The following is a 22667-nucleotide window of genomic DNA, read 5'->3' on the forward strand; positions in this document are numbered from 1 at the left end:
TCGCCGCCGCTGGCGTTCCGCTGAGGGCGAAGTCGCGGTTCGCCCGCCGGGGCGTCCCACCCCGGTCGGTACGCTCTGCCGCATGAGACGTCGTGGCGTGACCGTCCTGCTCGGTGCTCTGCTCACCACCCTGCTCAGCATCGGCGTGCTCGGCGCGCCCATCCCGTACGTGGTGCTCGGTCCCGGGCCGACCGTGAACACGCTGGGCAAGGAGAACGGCAAGGAGGTCATCCAGGTCAGCGGCCGGGAGACCTCCACGTCCGCCGGGCAGCTCCGGTTGACCACGGTCGGGGTGCAGCCCACGGTCAAGCTGCGCTCGGCGATCCAGGGCTGGTTCTCCGACGACGAGGCGGTCGTGCCGCGCGAGCTGGTCTACCCGCCCGGGGAGAGCCGCGAGGAGGTCGACGAGCGCAACGCCGAGGACTTCAAGGTCTCGCAGACCAGCGCGGAGACCGCGGCGCTGAGCGAGCTGGGGTACCCGGTCCAGGTGGTGGTCAAGACCGTGGCCGCCGACGGACCGGCCGCCGGCGTGCTCAAGCCCGGCGACGTGGTGACCTCGGTGGACGGGCAGCCGGTGCCGGTGGCCGCCCGGCTCACCGAGCTGGTCCGGGCCAAGCCCGCCGGGACCGCGCTGGAGATCGGCTACACCCGGGGCGGCGCCGCCGCCACGGCGAAGGTGACCAGCCGGGAGCAGGACGGCCGGCCCCGCATCGGCATCGAGATCGAGCAGCAGCAGCCGCACCCGTTCACCCTCAACATCGACCTGGAGGACATCGGGGGGCCGAGCGCGGGCCTGATGTTCGCCCTCGGCATCGTGGACAAGCTGACCCCGGAGGACCTGACCGGCGGGAAGATCATCGCCGGCACCGGCACCATCGACGACGCCGGTCGGGTCGGTCCCATCGGCGGCATCGCGCAGAAGCTCGTGGGCGCGAAGGAGGCCGGCGCGGTGGCGTTCCTGGTGCCGGCGGACAACTGCGCCGAGGCCGTCCGCAACCCGCAGCCCGGGCTGCCGCTGCTGCGGGTCGGCTCGCTGGACGAGGCGCTGACCGCCCTGGAGACGCTGCGCGCCGGTGGCCAGCCGACCCGCTGCTGACCGCCGCACGCGGCCGGTTCCGCCGCTGACGTCGACCCCGTCGCCTCGGGGAGCGCGCGCCGATCAGGTGCGGAGACGGTCGCCGCGACGAGGGCCGTCGGCCGAGCGTGGGGCGGCTCCGCGTGGTCGCCACGTGACCTTGGACCGACGCGTTCAGGAACACCCCGTACTCTGGGTGCCTGGTCGGAGCCGATCACATCGAGCGTGCGGAGCCAACAGTGGTCATGCGTAGCAGCAGCCCCCTGCCGAGGATGAGCCGACGCGGACGCGTCACGATCGGTGTGCTGGTCGGGGTGTTCGTGCTCTTCACCCTGCTCGGCTGGGGTGTCCAGGCGTGGACGGACTGGCTGTGGTTCGACGAGGTCCGCTACACGCAGGTCTTCACCGGCGTGCTGGCGACCCGGTTGCTGCTCCTCCTCGCCGTCGGCCTCGGCATGGCCGTGATCGTCGGCGGGAACCTCTGGCTGGCCCACCGGCTGCGCCCCCGGATGCGGCCGCACTCGCCGGAGCAGGCCACCCTCGAGCGCTACCGGATGCTGCTGAGCCCCCGGCTCGGCCTGTGGATCGCGCTGGTCGCCGGCGTGGTCGGCCTCTTCGCGGGGCTGTCGGCGCAGAGCCGGTGGAACCAGTGGCTGCTCTTCCGCAACGGCGGGGACTTCGGCGTCGAGGACCCGGAGTTCGGGGTGGACGTCGGCTTCTACGTCTTCCAGCTGCCGTTCTGGCGCTACCTGCTCGGGGTCGGCTTCACCGCGGTGGTGCTGTCCGTGGTCGGCGCGCTGGCCGTGCACTACATCTTCGGCGGCGTCCGGCTCCAGGGCGTCGGCGACCGGATGACCAACGCCGCCCGGGCCCACCTGAGCACGCTGGTCGCGGTCTTCGTCCTGCTCAAGGCCATCGCGTACGTGCTGGACCGGCGGGCGATGCTGCTGGAGTACAACGACGGCGCCAACGTCTACGGCGCCGGCTACGCCGACGTCAACGCGCTGCTGCCGGCCAAGGAGATCCTCGCGTACATCTCCATCGTGGTGGCCATCGCGATCATCGTCTTCTCCAACGCGTGGATGCGGAACCTGGTCTGGCCCGGCATCTCGCTCGCCCTGCTCGGCGTCTCCGCGGTCGCCATCGGCGGCATCTACCCCTGGGCGGTGCAGACCTTCGAGGTCAAGCCGAGCGCCAAGGAGAAGGAGGCGCCCTACATCGATCGCAGCATCAAGGCCACCCGGGCGGCGTTCGGGCTGGGGTCGGTGACCACCACGCCGTACGCGGCGAACAACCTGACCCCGCCGGCGAGCCTGGCCACGGACACCTCCGTGGTGCCGAACATCCGGCTGCTCGACCCGCAACTGGTCTCGGAGACCTACACCCAGCGCCAGCAGGTCCGGCAGTTCTACGACTTCGGCGAGAAGCTGGACGTCGACCGGTACGGGGTCAACGGCAAGGTACAGGACTACGTGGTCGGCCTCCGCGAGGTCAACTACCGGCAGCTGACCCCCCAGCAGAACACCTGGATCAACCGGCACACCGTCTACACCCACGGCTACGGGCTGGTGGCGGCGCCGGGCAGCCGGGTGGTCTGCGGCGGCCAGCCGTTCTTCGTCTCCGGCTTCCTCGGCGACCCACAGGAACAGCAGAAGCAGCAACAGGGCCAGGCGCAGACGAACGAGCAGTGCGCCGCGCAGACCGAGCAGATCTCGGCGAAGCAGCCCCGCGTCTACTACGGCGAGCGGATGGACGAGGGCGACTACGCGATCGTCGGCCAGACCGACCCGGAGCGGAAGGCGGAGTTCGACCGCCCCGTCGGCGAGGGTGGCGAGTCCTACACCTACACCGGTGAGGGCGGCGTCGAGATCGGTTCGTTCACCCGCCGGCTGCTCTACGCGATCAAGGAGCAGGAGTCGAACTTCCTGCTCTCCGACGCGGTCAACGACAACTCGAAGCTGCTCTACGTTCGCAACCCGCGCGACCGGGTGGAGAAGGTCGCCCCGTTCCTCACCCTCGACGGCGACCCGTACCCGGCGGTGGTGGACGGCCGGATCCAGTGGATCATCGACGGCTACACCACGGCGGCGACATACCCGTACGCCGAGCGGATCAACCTCCAGGAGCAGACGGCCGACGAGCTGACGGGGCGGGGCACCTTCCAGCTCGCCCGCGAGAACGTCAACTACATCCGCAACTCCGTGAAGGCCACCGTCGACGCGTACGACGGCACGGTCCGGCTCTACGAGTTCGACGAGACCGACCCGGTGCTCAAGGCGTGGAACAAGGCGTTCGGCGGCGACCTGGTGGTGCCGAAGTCGGAGATCCCGGCCGAGCTGGCCGAGCACTTCCGCTACCCGTCCGACCTGTTCAAGGTGCAGCGCAACCTGCTGACCCGGTTCCACGTGACCGACCCCGGCGCCTTCTACTCGGAGACCGACTTCTGGCAGGTGCCGAACGTGCCGGACGCCCCCGACACCGGCCAGAAGCAGCCGCCCTACTACCTCTTCACGCAGTTCCCCGGTCAGGAGTCGCCACGCTTCCAGCTCACCTCGGCGGTCACCCCGAACGGCCGGGAGAACCTCGCCGCGCTGATCTCCGGGTCGTACGTGGACGGGCAGCCGAAGCTCGAGGTGCTCGACCTGCCCGACCAGACCCGGGTCTCCGGGCCGGTCCAGGTGCACCAGTCGATGACCCAGAACGGCAACATCCGGCAGCAGCTCAACCTGCTCCAGTCCGCGCAGGCGCAGGTGCAGTACGGGAACCTGCTCTCGCTGCCGTTCGGCGACGGCATGCTCTACGTCGAGCCGGTCTACGTGAAGACCGCCGCGCAGAACGCGCCGCCGCTGTTGCAGCGGGTGCTGATGTCCTACGGCGACGGCGGCTCCTACGTGGTGCTGGCCAACAACGTCGCCGACGGCATCAAGCAACTCGTCGAGCAGGGCAAGCAGGCCGCCACCCCGGGCGCGCCGCCACCGACCGGCGGCACCCCGCCGGGCGGCACGCCGCCGGGCGGCACGCCGCCCGCGCTGACCGGTGAGTTGGCCGAGGCGGCCAACCGGGTCCAGACCGCCATCGCGGAGGTCCGGGCCGCGCAGACGTCCGGCGACTTCGAGCGGTACGGGCGCGCGCTGAAGGCGCTGGACGAGGCGCTCACCGCCTTCCAGCAGGCCCAGCGGGCGGCGACCGCCCCGGCGCCCGGCGCCACGCCCAGCGGCAGCCCGCCGGCGTCCCCGGCGGCCAGCGGCAGCGCCGCACCGACGCCGAGCGGCTGACCAGGCAATCCGCCGCAGCGCCCCCGGCCCGCGGACCGATCCGGTCCCCGGCGCCGGGGGCGCTGTCGCTTTCCCGACCGGCGGCCGGACCCCCGCAACCCGCCCCCTCCTGACGCCGTCTTCCCTGCAAGAGGCGGGAACGGCCGGGGGAGCGTGGTCGGGAGATGAGGGACGCAACAAGCTTCGACGAGTTCTACCGGAGCACCTCGCGGCGGATGCTCCGCTACGGCTACGCCGTGGCAGGCGACCACACCGAGGCGCAGGACCTCGTGCAGGAGGCGTACGCCCGGGCCTGGCGGCAGTGGGGCCGGCTGACCACCCACCCGGCGCCGGAGGCCTGGCTGCGGCTCGTGGTCGCGCGGCTGGCCACCGACCGGTGGCGCCGGCTGCACGGCTGGCGCGCGATGCTGAGCCGTACGGGTCCGCCGGAGCCGGTGCCGCCGCCGGGCGAGGAGGGCGTGCTGCTGGTGGGCGCGCTGCGCCAACTGCCGGCCGCCCAGCGGCAGGCGCTCGCCCTGCACTACCTCTTCGACATGTCGGTGCAGGACATCGCCCGGGAGACGCAGGTGCCCACCGGCACCGTGAAGTCCTGGTTGGCGCGGGGGCGGGCCCGGCTGGCCACGCTGCTGCCCGACCTGTCCGTCGAGGATCTGGAGGCGAACGATGTCGCGTGAACTGTCCGATCTCTACCGGTCGCTCGCCGAGGACGCCGACGGCCGCACCCTGGCCGCCCCCGAGCAGGTGCGGCGGCGCGCCGACCGGCGGGCCCGGGTCCGGATCACCGGTGCCGCCCTCGCGACGGCACTGCTGGTCGGTGGGCTGGCGACCAGCACCCGGCTGGTGCTGGCCGGGGATGCCACCCCCCTCCCGCCGCCCGCCGGCACCCCGGCGCCGCCGGCGACCGCCCCGTCCCCGTCCTCGGCGGCGACGGGCGGGCCGTCGGTGACGGGCACGCCCCCGACGAGGGGCACGCCCGCGACGACGGCGGGGAGCACCGGCGCCGCGCCGCCGCGTACGCCCACCTCGGTTCCGGACCGGGCCTTCTTCGTCCAGGCGGCCGCGAACCGGACGGGCATCGACCCGGTCTTCCGCGACACCGTGGCGCTGCCGGGGCTCTGCGACGCCCGGTACGGCAGCGACGCCGGGATCGTGCAGCGCCGCACCCGGAACCTCGCCTACAAGCTGCCGCAGACCCCGCAGGGGTACGTCCCCGACGGCAGCTACGCGCACAGCGTCACCGTCTACCGTTCGGGCCGGGCCGACGACTTCCTCCGCGAGCTGCGGGCGGCGGTGCGAGCCTGCCCCGAGCAGCCGGGCGTGAGCGGCGGCAACCCGTCGACGTCCCGGGTGCGGCTGCTGGCCGATGGCGGATTCGGCGACGACTCGGTGCTGTTCGAGATCCGGACGCCGGGCCGGGACGTCGAGGGCGAGCCGACGGGCGGCGAGGAGGTCCGGCTGATCCGGGCGATCCGGGTGGGGGACGTGGTGACCGTGCTCTGGGAGCAGGGCTGGGAGGGCACCTCCGCCGAGCGGTCCCAGGTCGACGCCGACAGCCGGCGGGCGGTCGACGCGATCGAGGAGTGGCTGGGTTGAGCCGTACGGCGTCCGGGCGGCGGCGCGCGGCCCGGACCGCCCCGCTCGGGGGTCGTTTTGCGGCGGCCGGGGGTGGTGAGATACGGTATACGAGCCGACGCGGGGTGGAGCAGCTCGGTAGCTCGCTGGGCTCATAACCCAGAGGTCGCAGGTTCAAATCCTGTCCCCGCTACCACATCGAAACGGCCCCGAGGGAAATCCTCGGGGCCGTTTCGCGTTCTCGGGCGGGCAGCGGGCTCCGGCCGTGCCTCCGGCGGCGGACGCGACCGGAATCCCCGCCAGTCCCCGGGCCCCGGGTCAGGCGTCCCCGGCTGCCTCGGCGGCGCGGCCCGGGAGGGAATCCGGGTGGGATCGGGGGCCCGCTGATCATCGGGGCGGGGGATGCGATAGAGTAAACGAGCCGACGCGGGGTGGAGCAGCTCGGTAGCTCGCTGGGCTCATAACCCAGAGGTCGCAGGTTCAAATCCTGTCCCCGCTACTCTCGCGAAAAACCCCGGAGACGATCTCCGGGGTTTTTCGGCGTTCGCGGGTCTTTTGGCGTCTCCGGGTTCCTTCGGCGCCTCCGGGCCCGACCGCGCCGGATCCGGATCCTGCGGGCGAGTCCCCGCCGACCGGCGTGCCAGGGTTGCGGTCGTCGGCGAGGATGTCAGCATGTCTTCCTTCGGTAAGTGGTGGGGCCGGCTCAGCACAGTCCTCGGTGCCGTCGTGCTGTCGGTGTTCGTGCCCGTCGCGGCCTGGGCGTCCACCGGCACGGGTGAGCTGGTGGTGGAGGCCGCGCGGCGCCGCCGCAGTGGCGGCTTCGGCTTCCTCAGCCTGCTCTGCTGCCTCGTCGTGGTCGCCGTGATCGTCTTCCTGGTCCTGCGGATGATGCGCAACCGGCGCGGCGGCCCGCCGCGCTGAGCCGGACGGGTCGGCGCCTGCCGGTCGGCCGCTATCCGGCCAGGGCGGCTTCCGCCCTGGCCATGAAGCGCGACGTCGCCGCCCGGCTGCCGGCCGCCCCGCTGCGGATGCTCTCGGCGGCCTCCAGCAGCAGCGCGCGCACCCGGGGATGGCCCTGCGGTGGCGGGCTGGGCGCCGGCCCCAACCGGGCGTCCAGTGCGGTGCCGAACGCCGCCGCGCGCTTCTGCGCCGGGTCGGTGATGCTGCCCTCCACGTAGCGGCGGACGGCGAGGCTGGGGCTGAGCCCGCGTTCGTGACCGAGCACCGCGCCCGCCTCGCCGTTGCCGGTCAGGAAGTTGATCACGTCCGCCACCACGGCGGGACGCCGTGTGCCGCGGAAGCCCGCCCAGAACATCGACGCCCGCGCCCACTGTGCCTCCGGCGGGCCGGGCAGGGCGGCCAGGCCGAGCTCGGCGCCGGTGAGCCGCTGGAGCTCCGGAAGCTGGTGCGACCAGGCGAAGGAGGCGGCCGCGGCGCCGGTGACCACCAGCTGCCGGGCCGGTTCGCCGCTGTCGGCCTGCTCGACCAGGGCGGCGCTCGGGGTGGCCCGGTCGGACCGGGCGCGCCGCCACAGCTCGAACCACTCGACCAGCGCGTCGGCGTCGAAGCCGAGCTGCCGGCCCCGGTAGAGCTCACCGCCCTGGCCGCGCAGCCAGTGCCAGAACGCGCGGTAGTCGCCGGAGGCGTCCATCGTGCCGGCCACCCGGCCCTCGCTGGCCCGGGTGACCCGTCGCGCCCAGGCGACGTACTCCGGCCAGGTCATCCCGCCGTCCGGCTCGGGCACGCCCAGCCGGCGCAGCAGCGTGCGGTTGTGGACCAGCGCGGCGGCCGTCTGCCCCGCCGCGACGCCCACCGTCCGCCCGTCGACCTGCCCGTAACGGACCAGGCCCGGCGGCAGGCTCCGCAGGTCCAGCCGGTGGTCGGCGACGTACCCGGTGAGGTCCAGGACGATCTCGCGGCGGGCGTACTCGGCGAGCATGCTGTCGTCGACCTGGATCAGGTCGGGCACGTTGCCGCCCGCGGCCTGAGTGGCCAGCCGGTCGTAGTAGCCGTCGACGCCCTGCCAGGTGATCCGGAAGCCGACGTGGGGGTTGCGGTCCGTGTAGAGCCGCAGCACCTGCTCGGTGAGCGCGGCCCGCTTCGGCCCGCCGTACCAGAAGACCGACAGCTCGACCGGGCCGCTCTCCGCCGGGGCCGCCTGCTCCTCGCTGCACCCGGTGAGCCCACCGGTGGCGAGCACCGGCGCCCCCAGCAGCGCGGCGAGCACCCGCCGCCGGCCCGGGTCCGCCCCGTGACGGGGCAGCGGGGAGCGGGCAGCGGGCACGGAGTCTCCTGGTGGACCGGGTGGGCGGGGCGGCCGGATCATTCACGCAGGCGGCGCGGGAGGGTGTCAACGTCCGTCCGGCCACACCGCCGCACCCGCGGTCGCCGGCATCGATGCCGTCCGCCACCGCCGGAGGCCGTACGCAGGTCGCGTGGTGTACTAGGCCGCGTGGAACTTCTGCACTCGGGCAAGGTACGGGACGTCTACGCCGACGGCGACGACCTGATCCTGGTCGCCTCCGACCGCATCTCGATCTACGACGTGGTGCTGCCGACGCCGATCCCCGACAAGGGCAAGCTGCTCACCACGCTGTCCCTGTGGTGGTTCGAGCAGCTCTCCGACCTGGTGCCGAACCACGTCATCTCCGCCACCGACGTGCCGGCCGAGTTCGCCGGCCGGGCGATCCGCTGCCGGCGGCTGGAGATGGTGCCCGTGGAGTGCGTCGCCCGGGGCTACCTGACCGGCGGCGGCCTCAAGGAGTACCAGCGCACCGGGGCCGTCTCCGGCGTGGAGCTGCCGCGCGGCCTGGTCGAGGCGTCCATCCTGCCCGAGCCGATCTTCACCCCGTCGACCAAGGCGCCGGTGGGGGAGCACGACGAGCCGATCACCTTCGCCGAGGTGGTGGACAAGGTCGGCGCCGAGACCGCCGAGCGGCTGCGCCAGATCACCATCGACCTCTACCGTCGGGGTGCCGAGCTGGCCGCCGACCGGGGCATCCTGGTCGCCGACACCAAGATCGAGCTGGGCTGGGCGCCGGACGGCACCCTGACGATCGGCGACGAGCTGCTCACCTCCGACTCGTCCCGGTTCTGGCCGGCCGAGTCGTACCAGCCGGGCCGGGCGCAGTTCTCCTACGACAAGCAGTACGTCCGGGACTGGGCGGTGGAGAGCGGCTGGGACAAGCAGGCCCCGGCGCCCGAGGTGCCGGCCGAGGTGGTCGAGGCGACCCGGGCCCGCTACGTCGACGTCTACGAGAAGCTCACCGGCAACCGCTGGGGCTGATTTCCCGACCGGTGCAGCACCTCGGCCACCCCACGGACTTTCCTGGGCGGAGGTGCCATGCAGCCGACGTTCGAGGAGTTCGTGACCGCCCGCGGGGGAGCCCTGCTGCGGTTCGCGCTGATGCTCACCGGGGACCGGCACCAGGCCGAGGACCTGGTGCAGTCGGTGCTGGCCAAGGCGTACGTGCGGTGGGCGCGGGTGGCCGGGATGAGCCGGCCCGAGGCGTACCTCAAGCAGGTCCTGGTCAACGAGAACCTGCGCTGGTGGCGGCGGCTCTCCTCGCGTGAGTTGCCGGTGGCCGCCCCCGCTGACGGGGCGGCCGGCCCGGACGACGCCGGCAGCCACGCGGCGCGCGACGCCGCCTGGGCGCTGCTGCGCCGGCTGCCGCGCCGCCAGCGGGCGGTGCTGGTGCTGCGCTACTACGAGGACCTCTCCGACACCCAGATCGCCGAGGTCCTCGGCTGCGCCCCGGCCACCGTGCGGTCGCAGGCTGCCCGGGCCCTCGCCACGCTCCGGGCCACGGTGCCCACGATCGATCGGGAGGCGCTGCCATGAGCCGGTACGACGTCGAGACGCTGGTCCGGGACACCTTCCTCAGCCACGAGGCCGAGGCCGACGAGGGCGGGGGAGACCTGACCGGGGCGGTGCGGGCGCGGGTGGCCCGGCGGCGTCGCCGGGCCCGGGCGGCCGGGGCCGGGGCGGCTGCCGTGGCGGTGCTCGTCACCGCGGGGGTGGTTCCGGCGCTCACCGGCGAGCGCCCGGCCCGGCCCTCGGCGGTCGACACGGCGGCGGAGGACCGGGCGGCGACCGCCGACTGGCGCTGGGAGAGCTCCCTCGGCGCGGAGATCCGGGTGCCGGCGCACTGGGCCGTCAACGACTCCGGCTGCGGGATGACCGACGCGCCGAGCGTGGTGCGGGGCAAAACCGTGGAGCGCGCTTGTTGGAGTCCCGAGCCGGCCGACAAGGAGATCGCCGTCCTCGACCAGTGGCCGATGGAACCGAGTCAGCCCGGCGGTGCCGGGTTCGTCCAGCGGGCGGTCGACGTGGGCGGGGTGCTCGCCGTCCGTGCCGAGGGGCGGCTGCCCGACGGGCGGTTCGCCGGCACCGTGACCGTGTCCGGGCGGCAGGTCGCGGTGACCGTGCGGACCCGGGACGAGGCCACCACCCGGCGGATCCTCGACAGCTTCCGGCTGGTGGAGACCGACCACGCCGGCTGCCCGACCCGGCTCGTGCCGGTCGCTCCCGCGCCGCTGCCCGGGCAGAAGTCGCCGGGCCCGCCGACGGCGCAGACCACCGAGGATCAGAAGCAGATGCCCTTCGTGCCGGGCGATCCGTCCTCGATCTCCGTCTGCTCCTACGGATCGTTGGACTCGTACAGGGAGCGGCGCGACCGGATCGAGGCGTCGGCCCGGCTCTCCGGCGCCGAGGCGACAGCGCTCGCCGCCGCGCTGAACGCCGCCCGCCCCGGGGGAAACCCCGCGCCTCCCGGTCTGGCCTGTGCCCCGCCAGACCCGCTCGGTTACGAGGCCCTGCTCCTGGTGCGGCACCAGGGCGAAGAGGTGTGGGTGCGGGTCAACTGGAACGGCTGCACGCGGGGGCTGGACAACGGGGCGAGCCGGGCCCAACTGACCATGTCGCTGCTCAGGAACATCATGGGACCGATGAAGACTGGCTACTCCCTCTCCCACGACCTGCCCGACTGATCCCGACCGACGCCCGCGCCCGTCGCGGTGTCGTCAGTCGACCCAGTCCAGGGTGCGCTCGACGGCCTTGCGCCAGTTGCGCAGCTCGCGCTCGCGGTGCGCCGCATCCATGGTCGACTCCCACTGCGCGTCGGAGCGCCACTGGGCGCGCAGCGTCGCCAGGTCCGGCCAGAAGCCGACCGCCAGGCCGGCCGCGTACGCGGCGCCGAGGCAGGTGGTCTCGGTGATCCGGGAGCGGACCACCGGCACGTCGAGCACGTCGGCGAGGAACTGCATCAGCAGCCCGTTGGCGGTCATGCCGCCGTCGACCCGGAGCCGGCGCAGCGCCACGTCGGAGTCGGCGTTCATCGCGTCGACCACCTCGCGGGTCTGCCACGCCGACGCCTCCAGCACGGCCCGGGCCAGGTGCCCCTTGGTGATGTAGCCGGTCAGCCCGGCGATCACGCCCCGCGCGTCGCTGCGCCAGTGCGGGGCGAACAGGCCGGAGAAGGCCGGTACGACGTAGCAGCCGCCGTTGTCGTCGACGGTGCCCGCCAACTCCTCCACCTCACCGGCAGTGGAGATCAGCCCGAGGTTGTCCCGCAGCCACTGCACCAGCGAGCCGGTGACCGCGATCGCCCCCTCCAGCGCGTACGCGGCGGGCTGGCCGTCGATGCGGTAGGCGACCGTGGTGAGCAGGCCGTGGGCGGAGGGGACCGGGCTGGCACCGGTGTTGAGCAGCAGGAAGCTGCCGGTGCCGTAGGTGCACTTCGCCTCGCCCGGCTGGAAGCAGGTCTGCCCGAACAGGGCGGCCTGCTGGTCGCCGAGCGCGCTGGCCACCGGCACCCCGGCCAGCACCCCGGTCGCCTCCCCGTAGACCTCGGCGGAGCTGCGGATCTCCGGCAGCATCGCGGCCGGCACGCCCATCGCGTCGAGCAGCTCCGGGTCCCAGTCGAGGGTGGTCAGGTCCATCAGCATGGTGCGGCTGGCGTTGGTCACGTCGGTCACGTGCCGGCCGGTCAGCTTCCAGATGAGCCAGCTGTCCATCGTGCCGAAGAGCACCTCGCCGGCCTCGGCGCGCTCGCGCAGCCCGTCGACGTGCGCCAGCAACCAGCGCAGCTTCGGCCCCGCGAAGTAGGTGGCCAGCGGCAGGCCGGTGCGGGAGCGGAACCACTCCTCGCCGTACGCCTGCGCCAGCTCGCGCAGCAGCGGCCCGGTGCGGGTGTCCTGCCAGACGATCGCGTTGGCCACCGGCCGCCCGGTGGCCCGGTCCCAGACGAGGGTGGTCTCCCGCTGGTTGGTGATGCCCACGGCGGCGAGCCCGGCGGCGTCGGTCCCGGCGGCCCGCAGCGCCTCCCGGACCACCAGCTCCACGTTGTCCCAGATCTCCTCGGCGTCGTGCTCCACCCAGCCGGGCCGGGGGAAGATCTGCCGGTGCTCCCGCTGCGCCGCGGAGACGATCTCCCCGGCCTGGTCGAAGACGATGCACCGCGAGGAGGTGGTGCCCTGGTCGATGGCGGCGACGTACTGGGGGGTCACGGCAGCACCGTACCCGGACCGGCCGCGCTCCGCCGACCGGCGCGGCCCCGATCGGGGCCCGGCCCGGGTGCCGTCCGTACGATGTGCGGACGTGCGCGACATCGCCGTTTTCAGTGGTACCGCCCATCCCGACCTCGCCGCCGAGATCTGTGCCCACCTCGGTGTGCCCCTGCACCCGGTGCGGGTGTCCCGGTTCGCCAACGACTGCCTGGAAGTGCAGTTGCAGGCCAACTGCCGGGAGCGCGACGTCTTCCTGATCCAGCCCCTGGTCCCGCCCGTGCAGGAGAACCTGGTCGAGCTGCTGCTCATGATCGACGCGGCCCGGGGCGCCTCCGCCGGCCGGATCACCGTGGTGCTGCCGCACTACGCGTACGCCCGGTCGGACAAGAAGGACGCGCCGCGCATCTCCATCGGCGGGCGGCTCGTGGCCGACCTGCTCACCTCGGCGGGGGCGGACCGGGTGCTGGCGATGACCCTGCACTCGCCCCAGGTGCACGGCTTCTTCAGCGTGCCGGTCGACCACCTGCACGCGCTGCGCGAGCTGGCCGCCCACTTCACCCGCTACGACCTGAGCAACACGGTGGTGGTCTCGCCGGACCTGGGCAACGCCAAGGAGGCCGCGGCGTTCGCCCGCCGGCTCGGCACGCCGGTGGCGGCCGGGGCGAAGCAGCGGTTCAGCGACGACCGGGTCAAGATCAGCGCGGTGATCGGCGACGTGGCCGACCGGGACGTGATCGTGCTGGACGACGAGATCGCCAAGGGCAGCACGGTGATCGAGCTGATGGAGCACCTGCGCGAGCGGAAGGTCCGCTCGATCCGGCTGGCCTGCACGCACGGCCTCTTCTCCAGCGGCGCGCTCCAGCGGCTCAGCGAGCAGGAGGGCGTGCTGGAGATCGTCTGCACCAACACCGTGCCGATCCCGGCCGACAAGCGGGTGCCGAAGCTGGCGGTCCTCTCGGTGGCTCCGGCGCTCGCCGAGGCGATGCGCCGCATCCACAACGGCGAGTCCGTCAGCGCCCTCTTCTCCTGACCCCGCCCTCCCCACTCCCGCGATCTTGCACTTGTCGCCCCGGTGAATCGGGCAAGGCGCGCATTTCGAGGGCCGAAAGTGCAAGATCGCCGGGCCGGGGCCGGGGGAGGGAGGGCAGGGGTCAGTCGCGGCGGTGGCGGCCGATGTGTTCGGGGGCGCCGACGGCGGCGCTGATCCGTACGGTCGTGCCGGCGGCACCGGTCTCGACCTCCATGCTGTCGCTCAACTCCCGGGCCAACCAGAGGCCCCACCCGCCGGCGGTGTCCGGTGCGGGGCGGGCCCGGTCGCCGAGCCGCTGCGTGCTGATCCCCCCGCCGTGGTCGGAGACCTCGCAGACGAGCAGGCCCGACTGCCGCCACAGTCGCAGCCAGCCCCGGCCCCCGCCGTGCCGGACCGCGTTCGTGATCAGCTCGTTGACCGCCAGCACGAAGTCGTCCAGGCGCTGGCCGGCCAGCCCGGCGTGGTGCGCGCAGGACGTGACCGAGTGTCGCAACTCGGTCACCTGGGCCTGGTCGAAGGCTTCGGCGATCAGGAGGGAAGGTTCGATGGGCACAACCGTACGCGGTACCGGGGATTCTGCACTCGTCATGGCCCCGTCCCGACAGCGGATCACAGAACTTGTTGCGGAATTCCCACCGTACGCCAGCGCTTCCCGGCGTGCATCCGCCAGCCCGTCGGTCGCCGGGCGGGCTGTGGCATCGTGACGACCGTGCCGACGCCGCCCGGTGGTTTCGAGGTCCCGCTCTGGCGGGCCGTCGCCGTGTTCCGGGTGGCCTCCCTGGCGTACGTCTGCGTGCTGGCGCTCCGGGACTTCGACCGGTACGCCCACCCCCTGGCGGCCGGCGGCGTGGTCCTGCTGATGGCGGCCTGGACCGGGGTGACCGCCGTCGGCTACGCCCGCCCGGCCCGGCGGGGCTGGCCGCTGCTCGCCGCGGACCTCGCGGTCGTCCTCGGCATCCTGCTGGTCAGCCCGTGGGTGGTCGGGCGTGCGGCGCTCGCCGCCGGGGTGCCGACCCTGGCGGTGGCCTGGCTGGCCGGCCCGGTGCTCGCCTGGGCCGTCTCCGGCGGGCGGCGCCGGGGCACGGTGGCCGCCCTGGCGATCGGCGCGGCGGACCTCGTCACCCGCGAACGGTTCGGCCAGTCCTCGCTCACCGGGGTGATCCTGCTGCTGCTCGCCGGGGCCGTCGTCGGGCACGTCGCCCGGCTGGCGGTGACCGCCGAGGAGCGGCTGCACCGGGCGGTGGAGCTGGAGGCGGCGACCCGGGAGCGGGAGCGGCTGGCCCGGGACATCCACGACGGCGTCCTCCAGGTGCTCGCTTTGGTGCAGCGGCGCGGCGCCCACCTGGACGGCGAGGCCGGCGAGCTGGCCCGGCTCGCGGGGGAGCAGGAGGCCGCGCTGCGCGCCCTGATCGCCGGCACCGCGCCGGCCGGCGCCGACACCGACGGCGGGCCGGTGGACCTGCGGGCGCTGGTCGGCCGGTACGCCTCGGCGGCGGTCTCGCTCTCCGCGCCGGCCACCCCGGTGCCGCTGCCCGGGCCGGTGGCCCACGAGCTGGTGGCCGCGACCGCCGCCGTGCTGGACAACGTCGCCCGGCACGCGGACGGGCGGGCCTGGGTGCTGATCGAGGACGAGGGGGCGACGGTGACGGTCTCCGTCCGCGACGAGGGGCCGGGGTTCCCGGACGGCCGCCTGGCCGAGGCCGCCGCCGAGGGGCGGCTCGGCGTCGCGCGGTCCATCCGGGGCCGCCTCGCCGACCTCGGCGGCACGGTGCGGATCACCTCCGCGCCGGGTGCCGGTACCGAGGTGGAACTGACCGTCCCGAGGGGGAGCGACGGTGCGCGCGAGGAGTGAGCCGGGTCTGCGAGCCCCGCGGGTCGCGAACGAAGATGGGCTCATGACGGGTGTGCGCGTGATGGTGGTCGACGATCACCCGATGTGGCGGGAAGGGGTGGCCCGGGACCTCACCGAGGCCGGCCACGTCGTCGTCGCCACCAGCGGCGAGGGCCGGCAGGCCGTCCGGGTGGCCGCCGCCGCCCGGCCCGACGTGGTGGTCCTCGACCTGCAACTGCCGGACGTCTCCGGGGTGGAGGTGATCCGTGGGCTGCGCGCCGCGCTGCCGGAGGTGCGGGTGCTGATGCTGTCGGCCAGCGGCGAGCAGCAGAGCGTGCTGGACGCGGTGAAGGCGGGCGCTACCGGCTACCTGGTGAAGTCGGCCGCCCCGGCCGAGTTCCTGGACGCCGTGCGCCGGACGGCGGCGGGGGAGCCGGTCTTCACGCCCGGCCTGGCCGGCCTGGTCCTCGGCGAGTACCGCCGGCTGGCCGCCGCCCCGGTCGGGGCCGCCCCGACGGCGGGCCGGGACCCGGCGCCCCGGCTCACCGACCGGGAGACCGAGGTGCTGCGCCTGGTGGCCAAGGGAATGTCCTACAAGCAGATCGCCGACCGGCTCGGGCTGTCGCACCGTACGGTGCAGAACCACGTGCAGAACACGCTGGGCAAGCTCCAGCTGCACAACCGGGTCGAGCTGACCCGGTACGCGATCGAGCGGGGCCTGGACGACTGAAGGGCTGCCGGACCACGCCGACAGCCCTCCGGCCGCCTCAGACCGAGTGCGGCGGGCGCGTCTCGTGGATGGCCAACTCCTCGGCGCTCGCCCCGCCGCCGGCCGACCCGGCGTCGTACGCGACCGAGTCGGTCTCCTGGTCGGTGTGCGCCCCCTCGTCCGGTTCGACGAGCCGGCCGACCTGGGCGTCGGCGGTGGTGCCGAGCTTGCCGTGGTCGTAGAGGGAGACCGGCGAGTCCGGGTCGGAGGTGGGCCCCGGCTCGATCACGTCCGCGTCGAGCTGGGCCTGCGCCGCGGCCTCCTCGCTGTCGGCCTCGGCGGCGATGTCCGGGTCGACGGGGCCGGCCAGCGGGTCGTCGGCCGGGCGTTCGCGCTGCTCCCGGTCGAGCTTGTAGTCCAGCGACTCGCCGTCGAGCTGCTCCTCGGCGGTGGTCCCGTACCGGTCCACCGCCACCGGCGTCCGGTCGGCGGGTAGCTGTGCCGGCTCCGGTCCGTCCGCCTCGCGCCCGGTCAGGACGTCGTCGTTGGCGGTCGAGTCGTCGTCGGCGGTGTCGGGCAGGCCCTCCGCCTCCGGGTCGGACACGGGGGTCGGGTACTGGTCGTCGCGCATGGCTGACCACTACCCACTGCCCTCCCGGCGTAACCGGTGCCGGGCGTGGCCATCCGGGCGGAAGCGTCGCCTTCCGGGACGGACGGGGAGGATCGGGGCGGCGGTCAGCCGCCGAGGCCGGCCTCGTCCGCGGCGTGCAGGACGCACCAGACGACCTTGCCGTCCGGCACCCGGCTGCTGCCCCAGCGGCGGGCGACGGTGTCGATCAGCAGCAGGCCGCGCCCGCCGACGGTGTCCACCGGCGCCGGCCCGGCGAAGGTCGGCTGCCGCGACGAGTGGTCGCGCACGGCGAGGTGCAGGGTGTCGTCCCGGGGCGCCAGCCGCACCGTCATCGCGGTGTGCGCGTGGGCGACCACGTTGCCGACCAGTTCGGTGACCGCGATGCACCCCGGCTCGGCCAGCTCGTCCAGCCCCCAGCGGCGGCAGCCCTCGGTGACGAGGTGCCGGGCCTCCCGGGCGGCCTCCACGGCGGGTGGGAAGTCGGCGCTGACCACCGCGGCCATCGGCGCGGCGGCCAGCCCGGCCGTCGCCCCCTCCAGGGTCGGCCAGGCCGGCGCGCCGTCGACGGTGCCGGTCGGGTCGCAGAGGAGCAGGTCGGCGGCGGGCCAGTCGAGGACCTCCCGGCGCACCTCCGCGAAGACGCCCCGGGCGGCCGGATCGGGCATCTCCAGGCCGGTCAGGTCGGCCACCACCGGGCCGGGCCGGGCGCAGAGCCGGGCGAGCAGCCCGGCGCGCACCGTGTCGACCGCAAGCCGGTCGAGGACGCCGGTCAGCCGGACCACCCCGGACGACTCGTCCGTCTCCACCCGGCAGCGCACGTCGGTCGGCATGATCGTCCCATTGTGCCCTCCCGGGCCGGGCCCCGCACCGCTCCGCTCGGCCCGGCGCATCAGCGGTCCGTCCGCGCTCGGCGGGCCATCGCCGCCACCGTCCCGACGGCCGTTCCCGCCGCCGCCAGCCCGAGGGCGGCGGTCATCCGCACCAGGTGCCGGCGCCGGCCGTGCCAGCCGCCGTCGCGCCGCGCCGCCGCGTCGGCCTGGAAGACGTTGCCGGTGCTGTCGAGCCGCGGGGCCGGTCCGAACTGGGTGCGGTGGGCGTACCAGCCGAGGGCCCGTTCGGCCAGCGCCGGGGCGACCCGCCACTGCAGGCCGATCAGCCGGGCGGCCCCACCGGCGTACGCCTCGCGCCGCGGCCGGCGCAGCATCCGGACGATCGTCTCCGCCACCACCTCCGGCGGGTAGACCGGGGGCGGCGGCACCAGTTCCCGCCCGCTGTGGTTGGCGGCGTGCCGGAAGAACGGGGTGTCGATGGTGGCCGGCAGCACCGTGCAGATCGAGATGTTGCCCCGCCCCGTGACCCGCAGTTCCTGGCGGACCGTGTCGGCCAGGCCGCGGATGCCGTGCTTCGTGGCGTTGTACGCCGACTGGTAGGGCATCGCCACCTCGGCCAGCACCGAGGCGTTGTTGACCAGCACCCCGCCCCCCGCCGCGCCGAGGTGGGGCAGGGCGGCCCGGGTACCGTACGCGGCGCCGAGCAGGTTCACCTCCAGCACCCGGCGGAACTCCTCCACCGGGATCTCGTCGAAGAGCCCGACCGCACTGACCGCGGCGTTGTTGACCCATCCGTCGATGCGGCCGAACTCGGCCACCGCGCGGGCGGCGAGCCGCTCGACGGCCGCCGGGTCGGTCACGTCGGTCGGCACGACCAGCGCCCGCCCGCCCAGCTCCCGGCACCGCTGCGCGACCTGCCCCAGGGCCGGCTCGCTGCGGGCGGCCAGCACGACGGCCGTGCCGCGGCGGGCGAGGGCGTACGCCGTGGCCGTCCCGATCCCGCTGGAGGCGCCGGTGAGCACTACGGTGGCGTCGGCGAGGCTGCGGGTGAGAGGCATTCCTGGGCGGTACCCCGGCTGGCAGGGGTCATGCGGCCGAATGTGGGTCGGATGACGGTCGGTGGGTGACGTGTGACCCGCACGCGATGCTTGCCGTCACGCAAGCACCCGCCGGGCTCTTCCCGATCTGCCAGGTTTCGGCTCCCGAGGGTCTGGTTAATGGGACCCTCTGACCGAGGACCACCGCTCGAGAAGATCGCATGGAGGTGACCCATGCGCGTCGGCCTCGTCTGCGCGCACGCCGGCCCGCCCAGGCGTGCCGACGCTCCGACCGTCGGCACCCACCAGCACATCGCGAGGGTCGCCGCCGAGCTGGCCGCGCGAGGCCACGACGTCCGGGTGTACGAACGGCGCGACGACCCGGGCCTGCCGGACACGGCGACGGTCGACGGCTACCGGGTGGAGCGGGTGCCCGTCGGCCCGGCCGCCCCGATTCCCACCGCCGAGCTGGTCCCCCACGTGGCCGAGTTCGGCACCTGGCTGGCGGACCGGTGGGCCGGCGACTGGCAGCCGGAAGTGGTGCACGGGCACTACTGGATCGGTGGGCTGGCCGCGGCGCACGCGGTGCGCGAGACCGACACCCCGGTGGTGCAGACCTTCCACTCCCTCGGTGTCGAGCAACTGCGCCACCTCGGCGGCCAGTACGACGGCCCGGGGGAGCGGATCCCGCTGGAGCGGGCGCTGACCCGGGCGGTGGACATCGCGGTCGCCCAGTGCAACGACGAGGTCGACGAGCTGACCCGGATGGGGCTGCAACGCGCCTCCGTGGCGATGGTGCCGGCCGGCGTCGACACCGAGCAGTTCCACCCCGACGGCGAGGCCGCGCCCCGCGACCAGCGGGCCCGGATCCTCTCCGTCGGACTGTCGGCCGGGCACGGCCAGGAGGACCTGATCCGGGCCATGCGGCTCGTCGGCGACGCCGAGCTGGTGATCGCCGGCGGCCCGCCCGCCGAGCAGCTCGCCGGCCACGCCGAGGCCCGCCGCCTGCGCGAGCTGGCCGAGCGGAACGGGGTGGCCGACCAGGTGTCGCTGGTGGGCGCGGTGCCGCACGAGCAGATGGCCACCTGGTACCGCTCGGCCGACGTGGTCGCCTGCACCCCGCACTACTCGTCCGCCGGGCGGGTGTCGCTGGAGGCGATGGCCTGCGGCGTGCCGGTGGTCGGCTACGCCATGGGCGGGATCGCCGACGCGGTGGTCGACGAGGTCACCGGGCGGCTGGTGCCGCCGGGCGACGTGCGCGTCCTCGGCGTGACCCTGCGCCGGCTGCTCTCCGACAACGCCGGACGGTTCGCGTACGGGCACGCCGCCGTCGACCGGGTGCGGTGCAGTTACACCTGGGAGCGGACGGCGGGCGCGCTGGAGCGGCTCTACGAGCGGGTGGTGCGCCGCCGCAAGCCGGTCGAGGCGGCCTGAGGGAGCGCCCGCCGGCCCCGTGCCTCAGAGCGGGCGGCCGACGCCGACCACGGCCCGGTCCCGTGCCCCGGCCACCGCGTGGTGGTGCTGGGGTTCGGCGTACCGGGTGAGGCCGATGACCGCGGCGAGGGTGACCAGGAACCCGGCCGCGGCGAGCCACTCCCGGCCGGGCCAGATCTTGTCGTTGAGCAGCAGCAGGCCGACGATCGCGGCGGGCACCGCCCCGGCGGCGTCCATCGCGGCCACGGCGGCCGTGGTCGAGCCCCGCTGCATGGCCAGGCCGAGCAGGAGCTGGCCGACGATCGAGTGCGCGATCAGCAGGTAGAGCAGCGGGTCCCGGACGAGCGCCTCCGCCGTGGAGGCCGAGGCCAGCGGTCGGGCGGCCACCGCGGCGGCGGAGAACGCCAGCCCGGCCAGCGAGCCGAGCGCCACCGAGCCCGGCGCCCCGTGCAGGCGTACGGCGAAGAAGCCGAGCACCGCGATCACGCCGAGCACCACCGCCAGGGCGATCATGCCGGCGGTGCCGAGTGGCTTGGACGGCGCGGGCCGGGCGGAGAGCACCAGCGCGGAGATCCCGGCGAAGAGCAGCACCAGCAGGGCCACCTCGGCCGCCGGCAACCGCCACTTCAGCACCAGCACGCCGAGCAGGGCGGTGACCCCGAGCCCGGCCGCGACGCTGGCCTGCACCAGGAAGAGCGGCAGGTCCCGCCGGGCCAGGAAGGCCAGCACGAACCCGGCGACCTGGCAGACCAGCCCGACCAGGTAGGTGCGGTGCCCGGCCAGCCGCAGCAGCAGCCCCGGGTCGAAGGTGTGGTGCACGGTGGTGCGGGCGGCGGCGACCGACTGGAGCAGGTTGGCGACGCCGTACGCGACGATCATCGCCGCGAGGAAGCACCACCCGGAGGAGACCACCTGGCGAGGATAGAGGTTGCCGGAGGTCAGTGCTCGGCTGGCCGACCCAGCCGGGCGAGGATGTCGGCGTGCAGCGGGCCGTTGCTGGCCACCGCGCTGCTCTCGGTGCCGGCGTCGCCCGAGGGCGCGGGCCGGCCGGCCAGGTCGGTGAACGTCCCGCCCGCCTCGGTGACGATCGGCACCAGCGCGGCGACGTCCCACAGCGACAGCTCCGGCTCCACCATCACGTCCAGCGCGCCCTCGGCGAGCAGCATGTAGCCGTAGAAGTCGCCGTACGCCCGGCTGCGCCAGGTGTCCCGCATGAGCTGGAGCATCGCGTCCAGCCGGCCGGCGGACTCCCATCCGGTCAGGGACGAGTAGCAGAAGCTCGCGTCGGCCAGGTCCCGGACGCCGGAGACCCGGATGGGTGCGCCGCCGGCGGCGTCCGGCCCCGCGTACGCGCCCTCGCCGAGCGCGGCCCACCAGCGGCGGCCGAGGGCCGGCGCGGAGACCAGGCCGGCGACCGGGCGGTCCCCCTCCAGCAGCGCGATCAGGGTGGCCCAGACGGGCACGCCGCGGATGAAGTTCTTCGTGCCGTCGATCGGGTCGACCACCCAGCGCCGGCCGTCCGGGCCGCTGGCCGGCTCTTCGCCGTACTCCTCGCCGAGCAGGCCGTCGGCCGGCCGGTGCGCGGCCAGCAGCGCCCGGATCTCCCGCTCCACGGCGGTGTCCGCGTCGGAGACGGGGGTCAGGTCGGGCTTCGCGTCGACCCGCAGGTCGAGCGCCCGGAACCGGGCCGTGGAGACGGCGTCGGCGGCGTCGGCGAGCAGGTGGGCGAGGGCGAGGTCGTCGGCGTACCCGGTCACGTGCCCCAACCTACCGACGGCCCGGGCCTCACGCCCCGGCGGGCGGGTCGCCCTCGCCCGCCCGGGAGGCGAGCAGCCGGCGGTACGAGGCCAGCCGGCGCGGGTCCGCCTTGCCGGCCGCCACCCAGGCGTCGAGCCCGCAGTCGGGAGCCTCCGGGGTGTGCGGGCAGTTGGCGGGGCAGTCGACCGTGCCCTCCACCAGGTCGGGGAAGCCGTGCAGCAGGCTGTCGGCGGAGACGTGTGCCAGCCCGAAGCTGCGCACCCCCGGAGTGTCGATGATCCAGCCGGCGGCGCCTCCGGGTCGCGGCGCGGCGGCGTCCCCGCCGTGCGCTGAATCCCCGGGCAGCGGGGGCAGCCGCAGCGCCACCGCGCTCGTGGAGGTGTGCCGGCCCCGGCCGATCGCGCTGACCGTGCCGACCGCCCGCGCGGCGTCCGGCACCAGCCGGTTGACCAGCGTCGACTTGCCCACCCCGGAGTGCCCCACCATGACGGAGATCCGGCCGGCGAGCAGGCTGCGCAGGGCGTCGAGGTCGGAGTCCGGCCGGATCAGCACGTACGGCAGCTCCAGTTCGGCGTAGTAGCCGAGCACCCCCTCGGGGCCGGCCAGGTCGGCCTTGGTCAGGCAGAGCAGCGGCTCGATGTCGGCGTCGTACGCGGCCACCAGGCAGCGGTCGATGAACCCGGTGCGCGGCGGCGGGTCGGCCAGCGCGCTGACGATCACCAACTGGTCGGCGTTGGCGACGACCACCCGCTCCAGCCGCCCCTCGGCGGTGGTCTCGTCGTCGTCGGCGGTGCGCCGCAGCACCGACGTCCGCTCGGCGATCCGGACGATCCGGGCCAGCGCCCCGGCCACGCCGGAGGTGTCCCCGACCAGGCCGACCCGGTCGCCGACCACCACCGACTTGCGGCCCAGCTCCCGGGCCCGCATGGCGGTGACCGTGGGCGCGTCCGGCTCCGCGTCGGGCAGCACGCACGTGTA

General features: G+C 74.5%; 20 protein-coding genes, 2 tRNA genes and 1 pseudogene. 14 read left to right on the top strand and 9 right to left on the bottom strand.

The features are described 5' to 3' along the window. The first annotated feature begins 82 nt into the window (after positions 1–82). The 7 genes from ACGFZ2_RS06465 to ACGFZ2_RS06495 all read left to right on the top strand — a co-directional run bounded on the left by ACGFZ2_RS06465 (position 83) and on the right by ACGFZ2_RS06495 (position 6843). Entirely contained in the window at positions 83–1096 is a 1014-nt protein-coding gene (locus ACGFZ2_RS06465; protein WP_393261281.1) for a PDZ domain-containing protein, read from the top strand. A 224-nt stretch (positions 1097–1320) separates the two neighbouring features. Continuing rightward, on the top strand, positions 1321–4350 hold the full coding sequence (locus ACGFZ2_RS06470; RefSeq protein WP_393261279.1) for a UPF0182 family protein: 3030 nt from the start codon (positions 1321–1323) through the stop codon (positions 4348–4350). 164 nt (positions 4351–4514) lie between these two features. After that, complete coding sequence (locus tag ACGFZ2_RS06475; RefSeq protein ID WP_393261276.1) at positions 4515–5024, top strand: SigE family RNA polymerase sigma factor; 510 nt, start codon at positions 4515–4517, stop codon at positions 5022–5024. Next, a complete protein-coding gene (locus ACGFZ2_RS06480; RefSeq protein WP_393450796.1) occupies positions 5014–5943 on the top strand; it encodes a hypothetical protein in 930 nt (309 codons plus the stop codon). The genes ACGFZ2_RS06475 and ACGFZ2_RS06480 overlap by 11 nt, the downstream gene beginning before the upstream one ends. A 98-nt stretch (positions 5944–6041) precedes the next feature. Further along, positions 6042–6118, top strand: a tRNA-Met gene (locus tag ACGFZ2_RS06485). Positions 6119–6347: 229 nt separating this feature from the next. Next, a tRNA-Met gene (locus tag ACGFZ2_RS06490) sits at positions 6348–6421 on the top strand. 173 nt (positions 6422–6594) lie between these two features. Then, positions 6595–6843 (top strand): hypothetical protein, encoded by a 249-nt coding sequence (locus tag ACGFZ2_RS06495; RefSeq protein ID WP_393261272.1) that lies wholly within the window; start codon positions 6595–6597, stop codon positions 6841–6843. Between the two features lie 31 nt (positions 6844–6874). Here the strand turns inward: ACGFZ2_RS06495 and ACGFZ2_RS06500 are convergent, their stop codons facing one another. Continuing rightward, positions 6875–8206: an ABC transporter substrate-binding protein gene (locus ACGFZ2_RS06500; protein ID WP_393450799.1), complete on the bottom strand. Its 1332-nt coding sequence runs from the start codon at positions 8204–8206 to the stop codon at positions 6875–6877. Between the two features lie 168 nt (positions 8207–8374). On the opposite strand from ACGFZ2_RS06500, the gene ACGFZ2_RS06505 reads away from it, so the two are divergent. Genes ACGFZ2_RS06505 through ACGFZ2_RS06515 form a run of 3 tightly spaced genes read left to right on the top strand, consistent with a single transcriptional unit; the run spans position 8375 to position 10911 of the window. After that, positions 8375–9208, top strand: a complete 834-nt coding sequence (locus ACGFZ2_RS06505) for a phosphoribosylaminoimidazolesuccinocarboxamide synthase (RefSeq protein WP_393261267.1) — start codon at positions 8375–8377, stop codon at positions 9206–9208. Positions 9209–9265: 57 nt separating this feature from the next. After that, a complete protein-coding gene (locus tag ACGFZ2_RS06510; RefSeq protein WP_350703809.1) occupies positions 9266–9763 on the top strand; it encodes a SigE family RNA polymerase sigma factor in 498 nt (165 codons plus the stop codon). Then, positions 9760–10911, top strand: a complete 1152-nt coding sequence (locus tag ACGFZ2_RS06515; protein ID WP_393450802.1) for a hypothetical protein — start codon at positions 9760–9762, stop codon at positions 10909–10911. Before ACGFZ2_RS06510 ends, ACGFZ2_RS06515 begins: the two co-directional genes overlap by 4 nt. Before the next feature lie 33 nt (positions 10912–10944). On the opposite strand, the gene glpK is transcribed toward ACGFZ2_RS06515, so the two are convergent. Next, positions 10945–12429, bottom strand: coding sequence for a glycerol kinase GlpK (gene glpK, locus ACGFZ2_RS06520; RefSeq protein WP_393261262.1), 1485 nt, complete (start codon positions 12427–12429; stop codon positions 10945–10947). Between the two features lie 91 nt (positions 12430–12520). Between glpK and ACGFZ2_RS06525 the strand changes: the two genes are divergently transcribed. Then, complete coding sequence (locus ACGFZ2_RS06525; protein WP_393296022.1) at positions 12521–13459, top strand: ribose-phosphate diphosphokinase; 939 nt, start codon at positions 12521–12523, stop codon at positions 13457–13459. A 121-nt stretch (positions 13460–13580) separates the two neighbouring features. Here the strand turns inward: ACGFZ2_RS06525 and ACGFZ2_RS06530 are convergent, their stop codons facing one another. After that, entirely contained in the window at positions 13581–14048 is a 468-nt protein-coding gene (locus ACGFZ2_RS06530; RefSeq protein WP_393261257.1) for an ATP-binding protein, read from the bottom strand. 111 nt (positions 14049–14159) lie between these two features. On the opposite strand from ACGFZ2_RS06530, the gene macS reads away from it, so the two are divergent. Further along, the gene (gene macS, locus ACGFZ2_RS06535; RefSeq protein ID WP_393450805.1) at positions 14160–15311 is read left to right on the top strand and encodes a MacS family sensor histidine kinase; all 1152 of its coding nucleotides are present in this window, start codon (positions 14160–14162) and stop codon (positions 15309–15311) included. A gap of 43 nt (positions 15312–15354) precedes the next feature. Continuing rightward, on the top strand, positions 15355–16020 hold the full coding sequence (locus tag ACGFZ2_RS06540) for a response regulator (RefSeq protein WP_393261252.1): 666 nt from the start codon (positions 15355–15357) through the stop codon (positions 16018–16020). Positions 16021–16057: 37 nt separating this feature from the next. On the opposite strand, the gene ACGFZ2_RS06545 is transcribed toward ACGFZ2_RS06540, so the two are convergent. The 3 genes from ACGFZ2_RS06545 to ACGFZ2_RS06555 all read right to left on the bottom strand — a co-directional run bounded on the left by ACGFZ2_RS06545 (position 16058) and on the right by ACGFZ2_RS06555 (position 18518). Beyond that, positions 16058–16630 (bottom strand): DUF5709 domain-containing protein, encoded by a 573-nt coding sequence (locus ACGFZ2_RS06545; RefSeq protein ID WP_393261250.1) that lies wholly within the window; start codon positions 16628–16630, stop codon positions 16058–16060. 104 nt (positions 16631–16734) lie between these two features. Further along, positions 16735–17460 (bottom strand): ATP-binding protein, encoded by a 726-nt coding sequence (locus ACGFZ2_RS06550; RefSeq protein WP_393450808.1) that lies wholly within the window; start codon positions 17458–17460, stop codon positions 16735–16737. A 59-nt stretch (positions 17461–17519) separates the two neighbouring features. Continuing rightward, a complete protein-coding gene (locus ACGFZ2_RS06555) occupies positions 17520–18518 on the bottom strand; it encodes an SDR family oxidoreductase (protein WP_393450811.1) in 999 nt (332 codons plus the stop codon). 213 nt (positions 18519–18731) lie between these two features. On the opposite strand from ACGFZ2_RS06555, the gene ACGFZ2_RS06560 reads away from it, so the two are divergent. Further along, positions 18732–19931: a glycosyltransferase gene (locus tag ACGFZ2_RS06560; RefSeq protein WP_393450814.1), complete on the top strand. Its 1200-nt coding sequence runs from the start codon at positions 18732–18734 to the stop codon at positions 19929–19931. On the opposite strand, the pseudogene ACGFZ2_RS06565 reads toward ACGFZ2_RS06560, so the two are convergent. From ACGFZ2_RS06565 to ACGFZ2_RS06575, 3 genes and pseudogenes are all read right to left on the bottom strand, one after another. After that, positions 19886–20810: pseudogene (locus ACGFZ2_RS06565) on the bottom strand (hypothetical protein). The gene ACGFZ2_RS06560 and the pseudogene ACGFZ2_RS06565 overlap by 46 nt on opposite strands. 59 nt (positions 20811–20869) lie before the next feature. Further along, positions 20870–21688, bottom strand: coding sequence for a histidinol-phosphatase (gene hisN, locus ACGFZ2_RS06570; RefSeq protein WP_393261241.1), 819 nt, complete (start codon positions 21686–21688; stop codon positions 20870–20872). Positions 21689–21716: 28 nt separating this feature from the next. After that, positions 21717–22658, bottom strand: coding sequence for a ribosome small subunit-dependent GTPase A (locus tag ACGFZ2_RS06575; protein WP_393451444.1), 942 nt, complete (start codon positions 22656–22658; stop codon positions 21717–21719). Between the last annotated feature and the right edge of the window lie 9 nt (positions 22659–22667).

Origin of the sequence: Micromonospora sp. NPDC048063 (assembly GCF_043202855.1) — a bacterium.
Taxonomy (GTDB): domain Bacteria; phylum Actinomycetota; class Actinomycetes; order Mycobacteriales; family Micromonosporaceae; genus Micromonospora.

Coding starts and splice junctions, on each gene's coding strand:
- ACGFZ2_RS06555 (WP_393450811.1), bottom strand. CDS start 18,518: ATGCCTCTCACCCGCAGCCTCGCCGACGCCACCGTAGTGCTCACCGGC.
- ACGFZ2_RS06510 (WP_350703809.1), top strand. CDS start 9,266: ATGCAGCCGACGTTCGAGGAGTTCGTGACCGCCCGCGGGGGAGCCCTG.
- ACGFZ2_RS06465 (WP_393261281.1), top strand. CDS start 83: ATGAGACGTCGTGGCGTGACCGTCCTGCTCGGTGCTCTGCTCACCACC.
- ACGFZ2_RS06550 (WP_393450808.1), bottom strand. CDS start 17,460: ATGCCGACCGACGTGCGCTGCCGGGTGGAGACGGACGAGTCGTCCGGG.
- ACGFZ2_RS06530 (WP_393261257.1), bottom strand. CDS start 14,048: ATGACGAGTGCAGAATCCCCGGTACCGCGTACGGTTGTGCCCATCGAA.
- ACGFZ2_RS06515 (WP_393450802.1), top strand. CDS start 9,760: ATGAGCCGGTACGACGTCGAGACGCTGGTCCGGGACACCTTCCTCAGC.
- ACGFZ2_RS06470 (WP_393261279.1), top strand. CDS start 1,321: ATGCGTAGCAGCAGCCCCCTGCCGAGGATGAGCCGACGCGGACGCGTC.
- ACGFZ2_RS06540 (WP_393261252.1), top strand. CDS start 15,355: ATGACGGGTGTGCGCGTGATGGTGGTCGACGATCACCCGATGTGGCGG.
- ACGFZ2_RS06480 (WP_393450796.1), top strand. CDS start 5,014: ATGTCGCGTGAACTGTCCGATCTCTACCGGTCGCTCGCCGAGGACGCC.
- ACGFZ2_RS06475 (WP_393261276.1), top strand. CDS start 4,515: ATGAGGGACGCAACAAGCTTCGACGAGTTCTACCGGAGCACCTCGCGG.
- ACGFZ2_RS06495 (WP_393261272.1), top strand. CDS start 6,595: ATGTCTTCCTTCGGTAAGTGGTGGGGCCGGCTCAGCACAGTCCTCGGT.
- ACGFZ2_RS06560 (WP_393450814.1), top strand. CDS start 18,732: ATGCGCGTCGGCCTCGTCTGCGCGCACGCCGGCCCGCCCAGGCGTGCC.
- ACGFZ2_RS06545 (WP_393261250.1), bottom strand. CDS start 16,630: ATGCGCGACGACCAGTACCCGACCCCCGTGTCCGACCCGGAGGCGGAG.